This is a genomic window from Anianabacter salinae (assembly GCF_019061145.1).
In the GTDB taxonomy this organism is placed as follows: Bacteria; Pseudomonadota; Alphaproteobacteria; order Rhodobacterales; family Rhodobacteraceae; genus Anianibacter; species Anianibacter salinarum.
On the sequence record NZ_JAHQZS010000001.1, the window covers coordinates 512078 to 528855 of the forward strand.

Here is a 16778-nt window from a genome sequence, read left to right on the forward strand (position 1 = left end):
ACGCTAGCCGAGGTTCAGGAACCCGCGCATCAGGACGTAGCCTTGCCCTGCGACGCGCACGCCGGTGATGGCGTCGCGGGGCCCCAGCACCTCGACGCGCGCCTGACCGGGGCGGTTCATCCAGTGGCCCTGTTCGGCGATGAAGGCGGGCTGGTCGATCAGCCCCTCGGACCACAGGTAGGCCGCCATCGCACCGGTCGCGGAGCCGGTGAAGGGATCCTCGGGCGGCAGCGGCGGCGCCAGCAGAAGCCGCGAAAATGTGTCGCCCTCGGGCGTGGCGCCGCCCAGCGTCACGAGAAACGGCTCCATCAGCGGGTCAGGATAGTCGATCTCGCCCTGAAACCTTTGCATGTCCGCGGCGTCCAGCCGCGCGGCGGCCAGCGACTCTTGCCCGTCGAGCAGCGTGACGACAAAGGGCAGTCCCGTCGACACCACGCGCGGCGGCGCGGCGATGCTGCGCTCGGGCAGGCCGATCAGCGCGGCGATGCGCGCCTCGGGGACGTAGGGGCCGAAATCGGGCGCGTTCTGCACCATCGACACCCAGACGCCCTTTGCCCCGGTCTCAATGCGAACGGGCACCACGCCTGCGCCGGTTTCGACCGTCAGATCGCCCTCGCTGACGAGGCCACGATCATACAGAGAGGTGACGCTTGCCACCGTGGGATGCCCGGCAAAGGGGATCTCGCGGTTGGCCATGAAATAGCGGATGCGCACATCGGCGCGGTCGGATGCGCACAGGAACGTGCATTCGACCAGCCCCGTCTCGCGGGTGATGGCCATGCACAGATCGTCGGGCAGGCCATCGGCGTCGTGAATGACGGCACAGCCGTTTCCTGCGAAAGGCTGTGCCGTGAAGGCATCGACCCAGTCGAAGCCGATGGGCATCAGTGGACGTTCACGGGCGCAAGATCGTTCTGGCGGGCCAGGATGAACGCAAGGTGGCGATCCTTGACCAGCGCCAGACGCTGCCCGTCGGCGTCGTGCAGGGCAAAGAGCGTTTCCATGCCGTCCGCCTGTTCCTGCACCTCTTCGGGCAGATCGCTCACGTCGACGGGTCGCACATAGACCAGCCGTTCGGAATTGATCCGGTCGAAATCATGGATGGCGTTCATTTGCTCTTCCCCCTTCTGGGCCCCGTGTTGATCGTGCCCGTGGTCTTCGGGCCCGCATTGATCGGGATGGTCTGGATCACCGTTTCCGGCTCTGCACGGCGAAGGTCGATGTGCAAGAGGCCGTTTTCAAGCGATGCTCCTGCCACCTCAACGCCGTCGGCCAGCACAAAGGTCCGCTGGAACTGGCGAGCGGCGATGCCGCGATGCAGGAAGACGCGCGTCTCGGCGTCCTCGGACTGGCGCCCGCGGATCACCAACTGGCGGTCCTCTGTCGTGATCGACAGGTCGTCCTCTGGAAACCCGGCGACGGCCAGCGTGATCCGGTAGGACAAATCGCTGGTCTGTTCGATATTGTAGGGTGGGTAACCGCCAGCGTCGGATTTGGCGGTTCGCTCGACCAGCCGCTCTAGCTGCTCGAACCCGAGAAGAAAGGGGTGTGACCCCAACGTCATTTTCGTCATCGACACGTCCTTTGACAAGCGACAGTGCAGGTATGGCCCCAAGTCTGGCGACCGCCCTCAAAATATGGGACGCGAAACACCGCCGCGCAAGGCATGCCCGCCGCAAGTGCTTGGAGGGAATCGGTGAACGCGCTAATGTGACCGCCACGGCATCAGTCACAGGACTTGGGGCTCAATTCATGAACATGTTTTCGAACATGGCATCCGACGACGTGCTGCGCGTCGAACTGGAACATCTCAAGCGCGAACACCGCGATCTCGACGCCGCGATCCATGCGCTGCAGCATTCCGCGATGAGCGACCAGTTGCGCCTGCAACGGCTCAAGCGTCAGAAACTGGCGCTCAAGGACAGGATCGCCCGTCTCGAGGATCGCCTGTTCCCCGACATCATCGCCTGATTGCGCCCCGGCCCGCGTTCCGTATAGTGCCGCCCTCATTCAAGGCGGCCGGAGGCAGGGCGTGAGCATCAAGGTTGGCATCATCATGGGCAGCCAGTCCGACTGGGCGACCATGAAGGGCGCGGCGGATATCCTAGACGAGCTTGGCGTGCCCCATGAGGCGCGCATCGTCTCGGCGCACCGGACGCCGGACAGGTTGTGGGAGTATGGCAAGACTGCCGCCTCGCGCGGGCTGCAGGTCATCATCGCCGGGGCCGGGGGCGCGGCGCACCTGCCGGGGATGATGGCCTCGAAGACGCGGGTGCCGGTGATCGGCGTGCCGGTGCAGACCAAGGCGCTGTCGGGCGTCGACAGCCTGTATTCCATCGTCCAGATGCCGCGTGGCTATCCGGTGGCCACTATGGCGATCGGCGCGGCGGGCGCGGCCAATGCGGGCCTGATGGCGGCGGGCATCCTTGCGCTTCAGGACACGGCGCTGGCGCAGCGGCTGGACGACTGGCGCGCGGCGCTGTCGGCGTCTATCCCCGAGGAGCCTAGCGATGACTGACCCGCTGCCGCAGGGCGCGACCATCGGCATTCTGGGCGGCGGCCAGCTTGGCCGGATGCTGTCTGTTGCAGCGGCGCGGCTGGGCTACAAGACCTGCGTGTTCGATCCGGCGGGGGATTGCCCCGCCTCGCATGTCGCCAATTTCCATCTGCAGGCCGGCTATGGCGACGTTCACGCGCTGGCGCGCTTTGCCGCTGCCTGTGATGTCGTGACCTATGAATTCGAGAACATCCCGACCGCCGCGCTCGACGCCATCGAGGCGCATGTGGCGATCCGCCCCAGCCGCGAGGCGCTGCGTGTCAGCCAGGACCGCCTGACCGAAAAGCGGTTCCTGAACGATCTTGGCCTTGCCACCGCCCCCCATGCCGAAGTGAACAGCCTTGACGATCTGACGGCGGCCATCGCCAGCATCGGCACGCCCGCGATCCTAAAGACCCGCCGCTTCGGGTATGACGGCAAGGGGCAGGTGCGGTTGGATACGCCCGAGGATGCCGCAGAAGCCTGGGCCGCGATGGCGGACGCACCGTCGATCCTCGAATGCTTCGTTGCGTTCGAGCGTGAGGTGTCGGTGATTGGCGCGCGCGGCCTTGGCGGAGACGTCGCCTGCTTCGACCCCGGCGAGAATGTCCACCAGGGCGGCATCCTGCGCACCACGACCGTTCCCGCCGCGCTGTCCGCCAGTGCCCGCACCGACGCCGTGCTGATCGCCGCGCGCATCCTGTCCGCGCTCGACTATGTCGGGGTCATGGGGGTCGAGGTGTTCGTCACCGCCGAAGGCGCGCTTGTCGTGAACGAGATCGCGCCGCGCGTCCACAACTCGGGCCACTGGACGCAGAACGGCTGTGCCGTGGACCAGTTCGAGCAGCATATCCGCGCCGTTGCGGGCCTGCCGCTTGGCGACGGGCAGCGCCACGCGGACGTGGTGATGGAGAACCTGATCGGCGAGGATATCGCAAGCGTGCCGGACATCCTGAAGGAACCGGACGCCGCGCTGCATCTCTACGGCAAGGCCGAGGCGCGCCCCGGACGCAAGATGGGCCACGTCAACCGCATCCGGCGCTAGTCGATCCCGATGGCCATCCCCAGCGCCTTGCCGAACGGCATGTCGCCCGCGAAGCGGCCAGTCTTCAGAAACGTCTTCACCTGCGCGATCACGGTGGGATTCAGCATCATGAATGTATGCGACACCGGCAAGGTGATGTGGTCATCCATCCCGCGCAGCGTGGTCGAGGCGACGGACACCTTGCCATCATCCGGCCCGTCGATCATGCCGCTGAACACCGGGTTGTAGGACAGCGTTCCGGCGATCACGCCCAGGTCGAAATCGGCGGGGCCAAGGCTGTTTGGCACGCTGCCGGGGCCGGTGCCCAGTTCCAGCCCGGCGGGGCCGTTCATCCAGGCGAAGGCCCCAAGATCGCCGAAGGCATCGACCAGCTGGCTGCCGTTGTTCGGCGGGGCCAGCATGACGACGCGGCCCATGTTCTGCGGCGCGTTGTCCTGCAGCCAGGCGCGCAAAAGGATGCCGCCCATCGAATGCGTCACGAAATGCGTACGCTCTGCCCCGCACTCGGCCACGGCGGGGGTCAGGGCGAGGGGCACCAGCGCCTCGATCCGCGCATCGGTCGACGGATAGCCGCGATTGACGACGTCATACCCCTCGGCGCGCAGGCTGTCGGCCATGATCGCCATCGACGCTTCGGTGCGTGCCAGCCCGTGCAGCAACACGACGCAGTCGGCACGCGCGGCGGCGGGCAGGATCAGCAGAAGGGAAAGCAGCAGGTGGCGCATGTGGCAGAGATAGTCCTGCGCATGGGCCTTGCACAGCCTGCGCCGCAACGTCACCGTCGCGGGCATGAGCGAACAATCGCCGCGCCTTGCCGTCCGTGCCCTCATACTGCACGAGAACAGGCTCTTGCTGGTCAACGCCTACCCCGGCGGGCAGAGCGATCTGTGGTGCGCGCCCGGCGGCGGCGCCAGGCGCCACGCCTCTCTCCCCGACAACCTGACCCGCGAGGTGTGGGAGGAAACCGGACTGCGCATCGAGGTCGGCGCGCCTGCGCTGGTCAACGAGTTCCATGCGCCAGATCGCGGGTTTCACCAGGTTGACGTCTATTTCCGCTGCCGGGTGATCGCGGGCACCCTGTCCGAAGACTGGATCGACCCCGAAGGCATCGTGACCGACCGCCGCTGGTTCAGCCGGTCCGGGATGGACGCGATCCGCTTCAAGCCCGACAGCCTGCCGGGCGCCGCCTGGGGCGAGGGCATCCTTTATGACCCGCTGGAACCCTTGGTGCGCTGACCGCCGAACACCGCCACCGCGACACCGCCCAGCACCAGCGCGGCGGCGATGGCGAAGGTCGCGGTGATCGGCTCGGACAGGAACACGATCCCGGCGACACCGATCAGGATCGGCACCGAAAGCTGCACCACCGCCGCCACCGACGAGGCGATGCGCGCCAGAAGCCAGTACCACAGCACATATCCCAACGCCGAGGTGATAGCGCCCGACACGCAGGCCAGCGCGATCCCGGTCGCCGACATCGCGTGCCCCGGTGACAGCAGCAGCGCCGCCAGAGCGGCGAAGGGCGCGGCCAGCAGGAAATTCTCGGCCGTGTCCCGCAAGGGATCGCCAATGCGCCGCCCGATCAGGCTGTAAATGCCCCATCCCAGCGCCGCGAAGGCCATCGACAGGGATGCCGCAAGGTTCGCATCGACGCCGCCGCGCGGCCACATCAGGTAGACCAGCCCCGAGAACGCCAGCGCCGCGCCGATCCAGCGACGGGCCGGTATCGCCTCTCGCGCCAGCAGGGCGCCTGCGAACATCGTCACCTGCACGCCGCCGAACAGGATCAGCGCCCCGATCCCCGCATCGAGCCGCAGGTAGGCGAGCGAAAAGAACAGCATGTAGATCAAGAGACTCGCGGCCCCGGTGATCCGCCCGGCAGAGACGCGGGGCAGGGCGCCGTCACGCCACAGGATCAGCAGGGCCAGCATCGCCGCACCCGAGGCCAGCCGGATCGCCGCGAAGTCGAGCGCGCCGATCTCGCCGTCCAGAATGGCAAGCCGGTTCAGGATCGAATTGGCCGCAAGCGGGATGAGGACCACAAGGGTCAAAGGCAGGACGCGCATCGCGAATGCGTCCGCCATCGCCGCGCCGGGGTCAAGCGGCGACCGTGCTTCTTCTTGGTCCAGATACTCGAAAGCCCTCCCCGCCAACGGAAAAAGGGGGCCCGAAGGCCCCCTTTCCCAGTCGTTCCAAGCGGGAACGGCGTGATTACATCATGCCGCCCATGCCGCCCATGTCGGGCATGCCGCCGCCGCCGTTCTGGCCTTTCGGCTCGGGCTTGTCGGCGATCATCGCTTCGGTGGTCACCAGAAGACCGGCAACCGATGCCGCATCCTCGAGCGCGGTGCGCACGACCTTTGCGGGGTCGATCACGCCGAACTTGAACATGTCGCCATATTCTTCGGTCTGGGCGTTGAAGCCGAACTTCAGATCGTCGGATTCGCGGATCTTGCCTGCGACGACCGAGCCGTCGACGCCTGCGTTTTCCGCGATCTGGCGCAGCGGTGCCTCGAGCGCCTTGCGCACGATGGTGATGCCCGCGTTCTGGTCGCTGTTGGCGCCCTGCAGACCGTCAAGCGACTTGGCCGCCTGGATCAGCGCGACGCCGCCGCCGACCACGATGCCTTCCTGAACGGCAGCGCGGGTCGCGTTGAGCGCGTCATCGACGCGGTCCTTGCGCTCTTTCACTTCGGTCTCGGTCATGCCGCCGACGCGGATCACGGCAACACCGCCTGCCAGCTTGGCAACACGCTCTTGCAGCTTTTCCTTGTCGTAGTCCGAGGACGTTTCCTCGATCTGGCCACGGATCTGCGAGACGCGCGCTTCGATCTCTGCCTTGTCGCCCGCACCGTCGACGATGGTGGTCTCGTCCTTGGTGATGGTGATCTTCTTGGCCGAGCCGAGCATGTCCATGGTGACGCTCTCGAGCTTCATGCCGAGGTCTTCCGAGATCACCTGGCCGCCGGTCAGGACAGCGATGTCCTGCAGCATGGCCTTGCGACGATCACCGAAGCCCGGTGCCTTGACGGCCGCGATCTTGAGACCGCCGCGCAGCTTGTTGACGACGAGGGTCGCCAGGGCTTCGCCTTCGACGTCTTCCGCGATGATCAGAAGCGGCTTCTGCGACTGGATCACCTGCTCGAGCAGGGGAACCATCGGCTGCAGCGACGACAGCTTCTTCTCGTGCAGAAGGATCATGCAGTCGTCGAGGTCCGCAATCATCTTCTCGGGGTTGGTCACGAAGTAGGGCGACAGGTAGCCGCGATCGAACTGCATGCCTTCGACGACTTCGGTCTCGGTCTCGAGGCCCTTGTTCTCTTCGACGGTGATGACGCCGTCGTTGCCGACTTTCTGCATCGCGTCGGCAATCTGGCGGCCGATTTCGGCTTCGCCGTTGGCCGAGATGGTGCCGACCTGGGCGACTTCATCGGTGCCCGAGACGGGGCGCGCGGCGGCCTTGATGGCTTCCACGACCTTGGCGGTGGCAAGATCGATGCCGCGCTTGAGGTCCATGGGGTTCATGCCGGCGGCAACGGCCTTGGCGCCTTCGCGAACGATGGCCTGGGCCAGAACGGTGGCGGTGGTGGTGCCGTCGCCCGCTTCGTCGTTGGTGCGCGATGCGACTTCCTTGACCATCTGCGCGCCCATGTTCTCGAACTTGTCTTCAAGCTCGATTTCCTTGGCGACAGTGACACCGTCCTTGGTGATGCGCGGCGAGCCGAAGCTCTTGTCGATCACGACGTTGCGGCCTTTGGGGCCGAGGGTGACCTTGACGGCATCCGCAAGAATGTTGACGCCCTTGAGCATCTTGTTGCGGGCGTCGGTATTGAACTTGACGTCTTTAGCAGCCATTGACTTGCTCCTAACGTGTTGAAGTTATTTGAAAGAAAGTCAGGGAGATCAGGCGATGATGCCCAGGATGTCCGACTCTTTCATGATCAGCAGTTCTTCGCCGTCCAGCGTGATCTCGGTGCCCGACCACTTGCCGAACAGGATCTTGTCGCCAGCCTTGACGTCCATGGCGATCCGGTCGCCGTCCTCGTCCTTGGCGCCTGCGCCAACGGAAACCACTTCGCCTTCGGCGGGCTTTTCCTTGGCGGTGTCGGGGATGATCAGGCCACCTTTGGTCGTGTCGTCGCTCTCGACGCGGCGGACCAGCACGCGGTCATGCAGAGGAGTGAAAGCCATCTCTGAACGCTCCTTGGTTCATGGTTATATCTGGGTGTTAGCACTCACTCATGTGGAGTGCTAGCGAACCGGAGATACGCAACGCGCGGTGCCCTGTCAAGGAACGGCTATCGGAAAAATTGATCGTTCGGGGGCGATCTACGGCTTGACGGCGCGCGTGGTGTCCTGTGCCGCAAGGGCATAGAGTCCGGTGCCATGCCGGACGAACCAACCGTAGTGGTCCTCTCGCATCATTCGCGTCGCGTGTTCCACCCCGGTAGCCTTGGCCACGACCGCCCCCTTGGATGGCCCGTGTGCCTCCAGATAGGCGCGCAGCCGCATTGCGTCCTGCCGGTAGGCGGTGACAAGGCCGTCGCGGGTCGCGCCGCCCCTAGACGGATCGCCCTGCCGCCTGGCGAATTCCTTGAGCAGCCGACCGCGCCGCGCCTTCGACTTGCGCGGCACGAAAGGGCCGGGGTCGCAATGCACCTGCACCAGCCCGTCGGCCAGCCGCACCGTCAACAGCCCAAGCCCCAGCCTGCGGCACAGCTTGGTATTGTTCTTCAGGGACGAGGCAAAGGGTTTTCCCGCCCCCAGCGGCACCGCGACATAGACCCAGTCCGTCACCGCCTGCCGGGCCACCGCCTGATGGAACAGCGACAGCGCGAAGCCGGTCTTCAACTCGACGATCACCGGGTCTTCGTTGCCTTTGCAGGCCATCACGTCGACCGCGCCGATCTCGCCCTTCACCTCGTAGCCGAGGCGCTCGAGAAAGCCCTTTACCGGAGGATAGAGGTCGGTTTCACGCGGCTTGACCAAGGCGTTCAATGTTCCCTTAACTTCACGTCCCCATGCCCCTATAAGGCGCGCGAAAACCACCGCCGACCCCAAAGGGACACTGCAAGCATGACCATCAAGGTATTCGGCCACAAGGCCCCCGACACCGACTCGACCGGATCGCCGATCATCTGGGCGTGGTATCTGTCAGAGCAGCGCGGCCAACCTGCAGAGGCCGTGCTTCTGGGCGAGCCGAACACCGAAGCCGCGTTCATGCTGGAGCGTTGGGACCTGCCCAAGCCCGCGATCATCGGTGACGTGGCCGAAGGCGAGGACGTGGTGATCGTCGACACCAACAACCCCGCCGAATTGCCCGCCGGGATCAACGATGCGAACATCCTTCAGATCATCGACCATCACAAGCTGGCAGGGGGGCTTGTCACCAAGGGCCCGATCGAGATCACCGTCCGCCCGCTGGCCTGCACCGCCACGATCCTGCACGACCTGATGGGTGACAAGGCGGCGGCGATGCCGGACGCGATCAAGGGGGCGATGCTGTCCTGCATCCTGTCCGACACGCTGGAATTCCGCTCGCCCACGACGACCGACCACGACCGCGCCCTGGCGGAACGGCTGGCGGGCGAGTTGGCGCTGTCGATCCCCGACTATGCCGCCGAGATGTTCGCGGCGAAATCCGACGTCTCCGCGTTCTCGGATGCCGAGTTGTTGCGGATGGATTCCAAGGAATACGAGGTCGGCGGCACCAAGTTCCGCGTCTCGGTTCTGGAAACCACGGCGCCGCACATCGTGCTCGACCGCAAGGACAGCCTGATGTCATCGATGGTGGACGTAGCGCGCGAGGACGGCGTCGAGCAGGTGCTTCTGTTCGTCATCGACATCCTGAACGAAGAGGCGACGCTTCTGGTGCCGAACGATCTGATCAAGACCGTCGCCGAGAAAAGCTTTGGCGCAACCGTCAGCGGCGATACCGTCGTTCTGCCGGGCGTGATGAGCCGCAAGAAGCAGATCGTGCCGAACCTGACGCTCTGAGCCTGCCGGGGATTTCGATGCGAGGGGCGGCCCGTGACGGCCGCCCTTTTTGCCTCATGGACAGGGCATCGGCGCAGGCCTAACGCTGCGTCATGACACCTGCTCTCGTCACCTCCTTGCGCGGCTATGGCGCGCGCGATTTCCGGGCCGACCTTGGCGCGGGCGTGACGGTCGCGATGGTGGCCCTGCCGCTCAGCCTTGCCATCGCCATCGCGTCGGGCGCGGCCCCCGAGACGGGGCTGGTCACGGCAGTTGTCGCGGGCTTCCTGATTTCGGCGCTGGGCGGAAGCCGGGTGCAGATCGGCGGGCCGACCGGCGCCTTCATCGTCGTCGTCGCCGGGGTGATCGCCGCGCACGGGTATTCCGGGCTGGTCACCGCGACTTTCATGGCCGGGGTGATTCTGCTGGTGGCGGGGCTGGCGCGGGCGGGGCGGCTGATCGGCTACGTCCCCGAGGCCGTGATCAACGGCTTCACCCTTGGCATCGCGGCGATCATCGCGCTCAGCCAGCTCAAGGACCTGCTGGGCATGGATGCGGCCATGCCCGCCGACGCCGTGCACAAGGCCGGGGCGCTTTGGGCGGCGCGGGGCGAGGTGAACCCTTGGGCGCTGGGGATTGGGCTGGCGACGATGGGTCTGATCGTGGTGCTGCGCCGCGCCTTTCCGCGCTTGCCGGGGCTGATTGTCGCCGTCGGCGCGACCTCGGCGCTGGTGGCGGGCCTGGGGCTTCCGGTCGACAGCATCGCGGACCGCTTCGGCACGCTGCCGGACAGCCTGCCGATGCCGCGCCTGCCCGATCTGTCGCCTGCCAAATTGCGCGAGTTGCTGCCCTCCGCCATCGTGATCGCCTTCCTTGCAGGGATCGAGTCGCTTCTGTCTGCGCTTGTCGCCGATCGGATGATCCGCGACCGGCATCGTCCCAATGCCGAGGTGCTGGCCCAAGGCGCGGCGAACGTCGCCTCGTCCCTGTTCGGCGGGTTGCCTGCCACCGGCGCCATCGCGCGCACCGCAACGAACATCCGCGCGGGCGGGCGCACGCCGGTCGCTGGCATGATCCATGCTGGCGTGGTGCTGGCCGCGATCCTTCTTGCTGCGCCGCTGGCCTCGGGGGTTGCGATGCCCGCGCTGGCGGGGCTATTGCTGCTGACCGCCTGGAACATGGCCGAGCCGCAGAACTGGCGCGGATACCTGCGCGATGGCCCGCTGGCCGACCGCGTGCTACTGGGGCTGACGATGGTGCTGACGGTGCTGGTCGACCTGACCGTCGCCATCGGCGTCGGCGTGGCGCTGGGCCTCTTGCTGCGGCTGTCGCGCCGGGTTCCGCCGCCGGATGATTGGACCCCGCGCGACCGCTAGACGGCTGGCCATTGCGCCCTATGCGGTGCATAGACGACCCCGAACGATCCCAAGCGCCGGAGCCGCCGACATGACCCGCATCATCGACAGCCTTGCCGAGATTTCCGACCGCTACGACGCGCTGTTCTGCGACCTCTGGGGCTGTCTGCACAACGGCGTCACGGCCTTTCCCGAGGCCGTCGCCGCCTTGCAGGCGTTCCGGGCCAAGGGCGGCGCCGTCGTTCTGCTGACCAATGCGCCGCGCCCGCGCGCGTCCGTTGCCCGGCAGATCGCACGCATGGCCGTGCCCGAGAAGTGTTGGGACGTCATCGCCACCTCGGGCGACAGCGCCCGCGCCGCGATGTTCGATGGCGCCGTCGGCAACAAGGTCTGGTTCGTCGGCGAGCCGCGCGACCAGAGCTTTTTCGAGCCGATGCAGATGGTGGACGATCCCGCGGACATCGAACAGGTCGAGCTGCGGAACGCCGAGGGCATCGTCTGCGCCGGGCCGTTCGATCCCATGGCAGACCCGGCCGTTCTGCGCCCCGAGCTTCTGTTCGCCAAGACCAAGGGGCTGAAGCTGCTGTGCGCCAACCCCGACATCGTGGTGGATCGCGGGTACGAGCGTGAATGGTGCGCGGGGGCGATTGCGGCGCTCTATACCGAAATGGGCGGCGAGAGCCTGTATTTCGGCAAGCCGCATCCGCCGATCTACGATCTGGCGCGGCGGCGTCTGGCCGGGCTTGGCCGCGACGTGGACGACAGCCGCATCCTTTGTGTCGGTGATGGCATCCTGACGGACGTGAAGGGCGCGGTGGGCGAGGATCTCGATTCGGTCCTCATCACCGGCGGGCTGGCCGCCGCCGAGACCCGGACGGGCCGCGATCCCGAGGCGGGCGCGCTGGCGGAATACCTGGTCGATCAGGGGTTCGAGCCGACCTACGCACTGGGGTTCCTGCGCTAGGGCGCGCATCCGCCTCGCAACATTGTTGCGAGGATTTGACATCCGGGGAATTAAAATTACCTTGTCGGTTGCGCTGCGGGTGCATCCTCTGCTATGCCGCAGCGCAACGGCAACCCGGAGACACCGATGTTGGACCACACGCACAACCTGCCTCGCGGCACCATCGTCATCGAGGACCTCGAAATCGGCATGACCCGCTACCTGCGCAAGGTGGTGACGGACCGCGATATCGAGATGTTCGCCGAAGTGTCCACCGACCGGAACCCGGTGCATCTGGATGATGCCTATGCGCAGGACACGATCTTTGCGGGGCGCATCGCGCATGGAATGCTGACCGCGGGCCTGATTTCGGCGGTGATCGGGGAACAGTTGCCGGGGCATGGCACCGTGTATCTGGGCCAGACTCTCAAGTTCATGGCGCCGGTGCGCCCCGGCGACGAAGTCTACGCCGAGGTCAAGGTGCGCGAGATCGACCACGGCAAGCGCCGGGTCACGCTTGATTGTCTTTGTGCTGTGGGCGATACGGTCGTTCTGAAGGGCGAGGCCGTGGTGCTTGCGCCGTCCAGAAAGTTCGACTGATCGCAAGGGGGTGTCGCCCCCTTACCGGGGGACGATGCAGACCTTTACCACCTGGCAGGGCCTCGGACCGGAGGCCAAGGGCGCTTCGGCGGCGATCGGCAATTTCGACGGCGTGCATGTTGGCCACCGCGCGGTGATCGACGTGGCGCGCGCAAAGGCACAGGCGCTGGGCGCCCCCCTGGGCGTGATGACCTTCGAGCCGCACCCGCGCGAGTTCTTTGCACCGGGCGCCCCGCCTTTTCGCCTGATGAATGCCGAAGCCAAGGCGAACCGCATGGCCAAGCTGGGGGTCGATCGGCTGTTTCAGCTTTCGTTCGACGCCGCGCTGTCGTCGCTGACGCCAGAGCAGTTCGCCCACGACGTGATCGCCGAAGGGCTGGGCCTGCGTCATGTGGTCGTCGGCCGCGATTTCCATTTCGGCAAGGGACGGGCGGGCACCCCCCAGGACCTGCGACGCTTTGGCGACGACATGGGCTTTGGCGTCACCATTGCCGATCTGGTCGAGACAGGCGGGATCGAGGTGTCCTCGACCCGGATCCGCGAGGCGCTGGGCGAGGGCCGCGCGCGCGATGCCGCCGACATGCTGGGCCACTGGCACCGCATCGAGGGCGAAGTGCTGCACGGCGAGAAGCGCGGCCGCGACCTGGGGTATCCGACGGCGAACATGTCGCTTGACGGGCTGCACCGGCCAAGGTTCGGCGTCTACGCGGTACTGGTCGATGTGCTGAGCGGGACCTTTGCAGGCAGCTACCACGGCGCCGCGTCGGTCGGCGTGCGGCCGATGTTCGGAGAGAACCGGCCGAACATCGAAACCTTCCTGTTCGACTTCAAGGGTGACCTTTACGGCGCGCACCTGTCGGTCGCGCTGGTCGAGTTCCTGCGCCCCGAGGAACGGTTCGACGGGCTGGCGGCGCTGATCGCGCAGATGGACGCCGATTGCCTGCGCGCCCGCGCGATCCTGTCCGCACTGTGATGGCCCCGTCGAAAGGAGCGCCTTCGGCGCAAGACCTTTCTCCGGTCGCTCCGCTTCGCTTTGCGACCGGGAAGGGGGGCTCTGCCCCCGTCGCGCCCTGCGCGACTCCCCCGGAGGTATTTGGGACCAAAGAGAAGACGAGATGTGACACCTGGGACGCGTTGCACCCGGTAGCCGGGTCGCACTAGGGTCGCACGCATGAACGATCCCATTCCCCGCCACGGTCTGCGCGACCGCTACTGGGAGCGCGTGCCGCTTCAGAACCTGTCGCCTCGCGAGTGGGAGGCGCTGTGCGACGGCTGCGGCAAGTGCTGCCTCAACAAGCTGGAAGACGAGGACACGCAGGAGATCGCGTTCACCCGTGTCGCCTGCCGTCTTCTGGACGACAGCACCTGCCGCTGTGCGCATTACGAGACCCGCAAGCAGTTCGTGCCCGATTGCGTCGTGCTGACGCCGCAGACGATCCACAAGGTCGCCTACTGGATGCCGCGCACCTGTGCCTATCGGCTGATCGCTGAAGGCAAGGCGCTGTATGACTGGCATCCGCTGATCTCGGGCGATCCGCAGACCGTGCATGACGCGGGCGTGTCGGTGCAGGGCTGGACGGTGTCCGAGTTCGACGTGCCGGAAGAAGATTGGGAAGATTACGTGATCGAGGAACCCGGCACATGAAATTCGCATCCGACAACACCGCGCCCGCGCATCCCCGCGTGATGGAGGCGCTCCTGCGTGCCAACGAGGGCTATGCGGGCGGCTACGGCGCCGACGAGATCATGGGGCGGGTGCGTCAGTCGATCCGCGATGTGTTCGAGGCGCCCGAGGCGGCGGTCTACCTCGTCGCCACCGGCACGGCGGCCAATGCGCTGGCGCTGGCGACGCTGACCGATCCCTGGGGCGCGGTCTATTGCCACCGCAACGCGCATATCGAGGAGGACGAGTGCGGCGCGCCCGAGTTCTATACCGGCGGGGCCAAGCTGGTGCTGGTGGACGGCGATCACGCCAAGATGGATGCGGGTGCACTGGACCGCGCGATCGCGGGCACCGGGCAAGGCGTGGTGCACAATGTGCAGCGCGGGGTGGTGTCACTGACCAACGTGACAGAGAAGGGCGGCGTCAGTTCGGTGTCCGAGGTCGCGGCGCTGTGCGGCGTGGCCAAGGGCTATGGCCTGCCGGTGCATCTGGACGGTGCGCGCTTTGCCAATGCGATCGTGGCGACGAACGCCTCGCCCGCCGAGATGACCTGGCGCGCGGGCGTCGATGCGGTCAGCTTTGGCGGGACCAAGAACGGGCTTCTGGGGGTGGAGGCTGTGGTGTTCTTTGATCCGCGCCACGCCTGGGAGTTCGAGTTGCGGCGCAAGCGGGCGGGGCACCTGTTTTCCAAGCACCGCTACCTTTCGGCGCAGATGGAGGCGTTTCTGGCGGACGGGCTATGGCTCGACATGGCGCGGCAGGCCAATGCGATGGGCGCGCGGCTGGGCGCGGGGCTGAGGCAGGCGGGCGCAGAGATCCTGCACCCGGTCGATGCCAACATGGTCTTCGCGGCCTTTCCCCGTGCGGTGCATGACCGTGCACGGGCGGCGGGGGCAAAATACTACTTCTGGCCGTCCGAACCGGCAGCCGAGGGTCCGGCGGATGAACAGCTGTCCGCGCGGCTGGTTTGCAGTTGGTCGACGACCGAGGCGGATGTCGACGCGTTCCTTGCGCTGCTCGGCTAGCGGGTCATCACCGAGCGCAGACCGAGGCTGGCATGGTCGTCGCCGCCGTGGCCAGCGCCGCCGGTCACGCTGAAGGCGATGGTCAGCACCAGCGTCAGCGCGAGGGCCGCTTTCACGAATGGTGTCATTGCCGCCCCCTTCCTTTACGTTGTCCACTGGTGTTATCCACACGCGTTTCACTGTTGCGCGGCTTTGGCCATCGCGCCAGTGACGCTTTGGTGAGAGGTCGGTTCAGGCGAGAAATCGCCCAATGACGTCTGCCGCCGCGCCCGCGTGGGTCAGGGGCAGCATGTGCCCGGCGCCATCGATGGTCACGCGGCTGGCGTGCGGCAGGCGAAGGGCGAGGGCGTCCTGGATCGCCGGGATGATCGGCGGCGAGGCGCCGCCCGCGATCATCAGCGTTTGGCAGCGCACGGATTCGAGGCGCCCCGGGGCCAGAAGGCGCGCGCTGTCATGCTTCACCGGGCCGTCCATCGCAGGGATGACGTGGATCCTGTCGGTGAAGGCGGCGCGCTGGGCCTCGGGCAGGCGGTCCCACGGCGTGCTGCCGCCCCAGACCTCGGTAAAGCTGCGGGCGGCGGCGGTGACGTCCCCGGCGGCGAAATGCGCATCGAACGCGGTGGACCAGGCCATCATCGCGGCGTAGTTGGCATGATCGCGCGCGGCGGCGAAGAACACCGGCTCGATCAGGACCAGCCGTCGCACCAGGTCGGGACGCTCGACCGCGAGGCGCAGCGCGACCGTAGCGCCAAAGGAATGGCCGACGATGTCGTGCGGGCCGTCCAGCCCGGCGGCGACGGCATTCAGACAGGCCGTCTGGTAGTCCGCCGCCGGATCGGCGTCCGGGCTGTCGCCGTGGTCGAGGAAATCCGGCGCCAGCGCGGGCTCCCCCAGCCGCCGGGCGAGCGGTTCCATCAGCCCGCCATGACCAAGCGCGCAGTGCAGCAGCACGAGGCGCGTATCGCCCGCGCCGAACCGCCGCCAATGCAGCGGCGGCGCGAGCGAGGCGGCGGTCACAGACCACCGGACAGGTGCAGTTCGAGATCGTCCAGACGGTCCTGTCCCCAGAACCTCTCTGCGCCGTCGACGATGTAGAAGGGCGATCCGAACACGCCCGCCGCGACGGCCTCTTCGGTGTAGCGCTCGTAGGTCTCGGCGCCGGTCAGCATGCCGCTGTCGGCCAATCCGGGGTCGAACCCTGCCGCTGTCAGGCAATCGCGGATCACCTCATCCTCGGCGATGTTGCGCTCTTCGGCCCAGCAGGCGCGCATCAGCCCGTGGGTCAGCGCGCCCAGATCGCCGGCGCCTGCCTTGTCTGCGGCGATGATCGCATAGCTGGACGGGGCAGGGTTGGTCGGGAAATGCGCCGGGTGCAGGTTGAGCGTCAGGCCGGTCTTCTTGCGCGCACGCTCCAGCTCTTGCAGGCGGTAGTCCTGCCGCGACTGCGGACGCTCGTTCAGGGGCAACCCGCCGCCCGCCTTGAAGATCCCGCCGGGATGCACCGGCTTGTAGGCTATGGACGCGCCAGCTTCGGTTGCGATCTGTTCCAGCCTGTCGCCTGCCAGGTAGGCCCAGGGCGACACGGTGAAGAAATAGTAGTCGATATGCGCCATGGGGATGTCCTCTCGGGCGGGG

The 16778-nt window shown here is 66.7% G+C and carries 22 protein-coding genes; 11 read left to right on the top strand and 11 right to left on the bottom strand.

From position 1 onward, the window contains the following. Nucleotides 1-3: 3 nt before the first annotated feature. Genes KTJ87_RS02480 through KTJ87_RS02490 form a run of 3 tightly spaced genes read right to left on the bottom strand, consistent with a single transcriptional unit; the run spans nucleotide 4 to nucleotide 1573 of the window. The gene (locus KTJ87_RS02480) at nucleotides 4-885 is read right to left on the bottom strand and encodes a PhzF family phenazine biosynthesis protein (RefSeq protein WP_267137478.1); all 882 of its coding nucleotides are present in this window, start codon (nucleotides 883-885) and stop codon (nucleotides 4-6) included. Beyond that, complete coding sequence (locus tag KTJ87_RS02485) at nucleotides 885-1112, bottom strand: DUF1150 family protein (RefSeq protein ID WP_267137479.1); 228 nt, start codon at nucleotides 1110-1112, stop codon at nucleotides 885-887. The genes KTJ87_RS02480 and KTJ87_RS02485 overlap by 1 nt, the downstream gene beginning before the upstream one ends. Beyond that, nucleotides 1109-1573 carry an Hsp20 family protein gene (locus KTJ87_RS02490; RefSeq protein ID WP_267137480.1) on the bottom strand — a complete coding sequence of 155 codons (465 nt, stop codon included), beginning with the start codon at nucleotides 1571-1573 and terminating at the stop codon, nucleotides 1109-1111. The genes KTJ87_RS02485 and KTJ87_RS02490 overlap by 4 nt, the downstream gene beginning before the upstream one ends. Nucleotides 1574-1752: 179 nt before the next feature. Between KTJ87_RS02490 and KTJ87_RS02495 the strand changes: the two genes are divergently transcribed. From KTJ87_RS02495 to KTJ87_RS02505, 3 genes are all read left to right on the top strand, one after another. After that, nucleotides 1753-1971, top strand: coding sequence for a YdcH family protein (locus KTJ87_RS02495; protein ID WP_267137481.1), 219 nt, complete (start codon nucleotides 1753-1755; stop codon nucleotides 1969-1971). 61 nt (nucleotides 1972-2032) lie between these two features. After that, nucleotides 2033-2518, top strand: coding sequence for a 5-(carboxyamino)imidazole ribonucleotide mutase (gene purE, locus KTJ87_RS02500; RefSeq protein ID WP_267137482.1), 486 nt, complete (start codon nucleotides 2033-2035; stop codon nucleotides 2516-2518). Then, nucleotides 2511-3581 (top strand): 5-(carboxyamino)imidazole ribonucleotide synthase, encoded by a 1071-nt coding sequence (locus KTJ87_RS02505; protein WP_267137483.1) that lies wholly within the window; start codon nucleotides 2511-2513, stop codon nucleotides 3579-3581. The genes purE and KTJ87_RS02505 overlap by 8 nt, the downstream gene beginning before the upstream one ends. Here the strand turns inward: KTJ87_RS02505 and KTJ87_RS02510 are convergent. Further along, complete coding sequence (locus tag KTJ87_RS02510) at nucleotides 3578-4306, bottom strand: alpha/beta fold hydrolase (protein WP_267137922.1); 729 nt, start codon at nucleotides 4304-4306, stop codon at nucleotides 3578-3580. The genes KTJ87_RS02505 and KTJ87_RS02510 overlap by 4 nt on opposite strands. Before the next feature lie 64 nt (nucleotides 4307-4370). Here KTJ87_RS02510 and KTJ87_RS02515 point away from each other — a divergent pair, with 64 nt between their 5' ends. Then, a complete protein-coding gene (locus tag KTJ87_RS02515; protein WP_267137484.1) occupies nucleotides 4371-4817 on the top strand; it encodes an NUDIX domain-containing protein in 447 nt (148 codons plus the stop codon). Here the strand turns inward: KTJ87_RS02515 and KTJ87_RS02520 are convergent. The 4 genes from KTJ87_RS02520 to KTJ87_RS02535 form a co-directional block, all read right to left on the bottom strand. Beyond that, nucleotides 4787-5665, bottom strand: coding sequence for a DMT family transporter (locus KTJ87_RS02520; RefSeq protein ID WP_267137485.1), 879 nt, complete (start codon nucleotides 5663-5665; stop codon nucleotides 4787-4789). The genes KTJ87_RS02515 and KTJ87_RS02520 overlap by 31 nt on opposite strands. Nucleotides 5666-5792: 127 nt before the next feature. Further along, on the bottom strand, nucleotides 5793-7436 hold the full coding sequence (gene groL, locus KTJ87_RS02525; protein ID WP_267137486.1) for a chaperonin GroEL: 1644 nt from the start codon (nucleotides 7434-7436) through the stop codon (nucleotides 5793-5795). 48 nt (nucleotides 7437-7484) lie between these two features. Further along, nucleotides 7485-7772 (bottom strand): co-chaperone GroES, encoded by a 288-nt coding sequence (locus KTJ87_RS02530; protein ID WP_267137487.1) that lies wholly within the window; start codon nucleotides 7770-7772, stop codon nucleotides 7485-7487. Between the two features lie 138 nt (nucleotides 7773-7910). Continuing rightward, nucleotides 7911-8570, bottom strand: a complete 660-nt coding sequence (locus KTJ87_RS02535; protein ID WP_267137923.1) for a DUF2161 domain-containing phosphodiesterase — start codon at nucleotides 8568-8570, stop codon at nucleotides 7911-7913. Between the two features lie 87 nt (nucleotides 8571-8657). On the opposite strand from KTJ87_RS02535, the gene KTJ87_RS02540 reads away from it, so the two are divergent. The 7 genes from KTJ87_RS02540 (at nucleotide 8658) to KTJ87_RS02570 (ending at nucleotide 15143) form a co-directional block, all read left to right on the top strand. After that, nucleotides 8658-9578, top strand: a complete 921-nt coding sequence (locus KTJ87_RS02540; RefSeq protein ID WP_267137488.1) for a manganese-dependent inorganic pyrophosphatase — start codon at nucleotides 8658-8660, stop codon at nucleotides 9576-9578. Between the two features lie 92 nt (nucleotides 9579-9670). Further along, on the top strand, nucleotides 9671-10933 hold the full coding sequence (locus KTJ87_RS02545) for a SulP family inorganic anion transporter (RefSeq protein ID WP_267137489.1): 1263 nt from the start codon (nucleotides 9671-9673) through the stop codon (nucleotides 10931-10933). A gap of 70 nt (nucleotides 10934-11003) precedes the next feature. After that, complete coding sequence (locus tag KTJ87_RS02550) at nucleotides 11004-11876, top strand: TIGR01459 family HAD-type hydrolase (protein WP_267137490.1); 873 nt, start codon at nucleotides 11004-11006, stop codon at nucleotides 11874-11876. A gap of 126 nt (nucleotides 11877-12002) precedes the next feature. After that, nucleotides 12003-12455 (top strand): MaoC family dehydratase, encoded by a 453-nt coding sequence (locus tag KTJ87_RS02555; protein ID WP_267137491.1) that lies wholly within the window; start codon nucleotides 12003-12005, stop codon nucleotides 12453-12455. 34 nt (nucleotides 12456-12489) lie between these two features. Further along, nucleotides 12490-13428 carry a bifunctional riboflavin kinase/FAD synthetase gene (locus KTJ87_RS02560; protein WP_267137492.1) on the top strand — a complete coding sequence of 313 codons (939 nt, stop codon included), beginning with the start codon at nucleotides 12490-12492 and terminating at the stop codon, nucleotides 13426-13428. Between the two features lie 198 nt (nucleotides 13429-13626). Beyond that, nucleotides 13627-14100 carry a YcgN family cysteine cluster protein gene (locus KTJ87_RS02565; protein WP_267137493.1) on the top strand — a complete coding sequence of 158 codons (474 nt, stop codon included), beginning with the start codon at nucleotides 13627-13629 and terminating at the stop codon, nucleotides 14098-14100. After that, a complete protein-coding gene (locus KTJ87_RS02570) occupies nucleotides 14097-15143 on the top strand; it encodes a threonine aldolase family protein (protein ID WP_267137494.1) in 1047 nt (348 codons plus the stop codon). Before KTJ87_RS02565 ends, KTJ87_RS02570 begins: the two co-directional genes overlap by 4 nt. Here KTJ87_RS02570 and KTJ87_RS02575 read toward each other — a convergent pair. From KTJ87_RS02575 to KTJ87_RS02585, 3 genes are all read right to left on the bottom strand, one after another. Then, nucleotides 15140-15271, bottom strand: a complete 132-nt coding sequence (locus KTJ87_RS02575; protein WP_267137495.1) for a hypothetical protein — start codon at nucleotides 15269-15271, stop codon at nucleotides 15140-15142. The genes KTJ87_RS02570 and KTJ87_RS02575 overlap by 4 nt on opposite strands. A 103-nt stretch (nucleotides 15272-15374) precedes the next feature. Continuing rightward, nucleotides 15375-16160: an alpha/beta fold hydrolase gene (locus KTJ87_RS02580; protein WP_267137496.1), complete on the bottom strand. Its 786-nt coding sequence runs from the start codon at nucleotides 16158-16160 to the stop codon at nucleotides 15375-15377. Next, a complete protein-coding gene (locus KTJ87_RS02585; protein ID WP_267137497.1) occupies nucleotides 16157-16756 on the bottom strand; it encodes a 2-hydroxychromene-2-carboxylate isomerase in 600 nt (199 codons plus the stop codon). The genes KTJ87_RS02580 and KTJ87_RS02585 overlap by 4 nt, the downstream gene beginning before the upstream one ends. Between the last annotated feature and the right edge of the window lie 22 nt (nucleotides 16757-16778).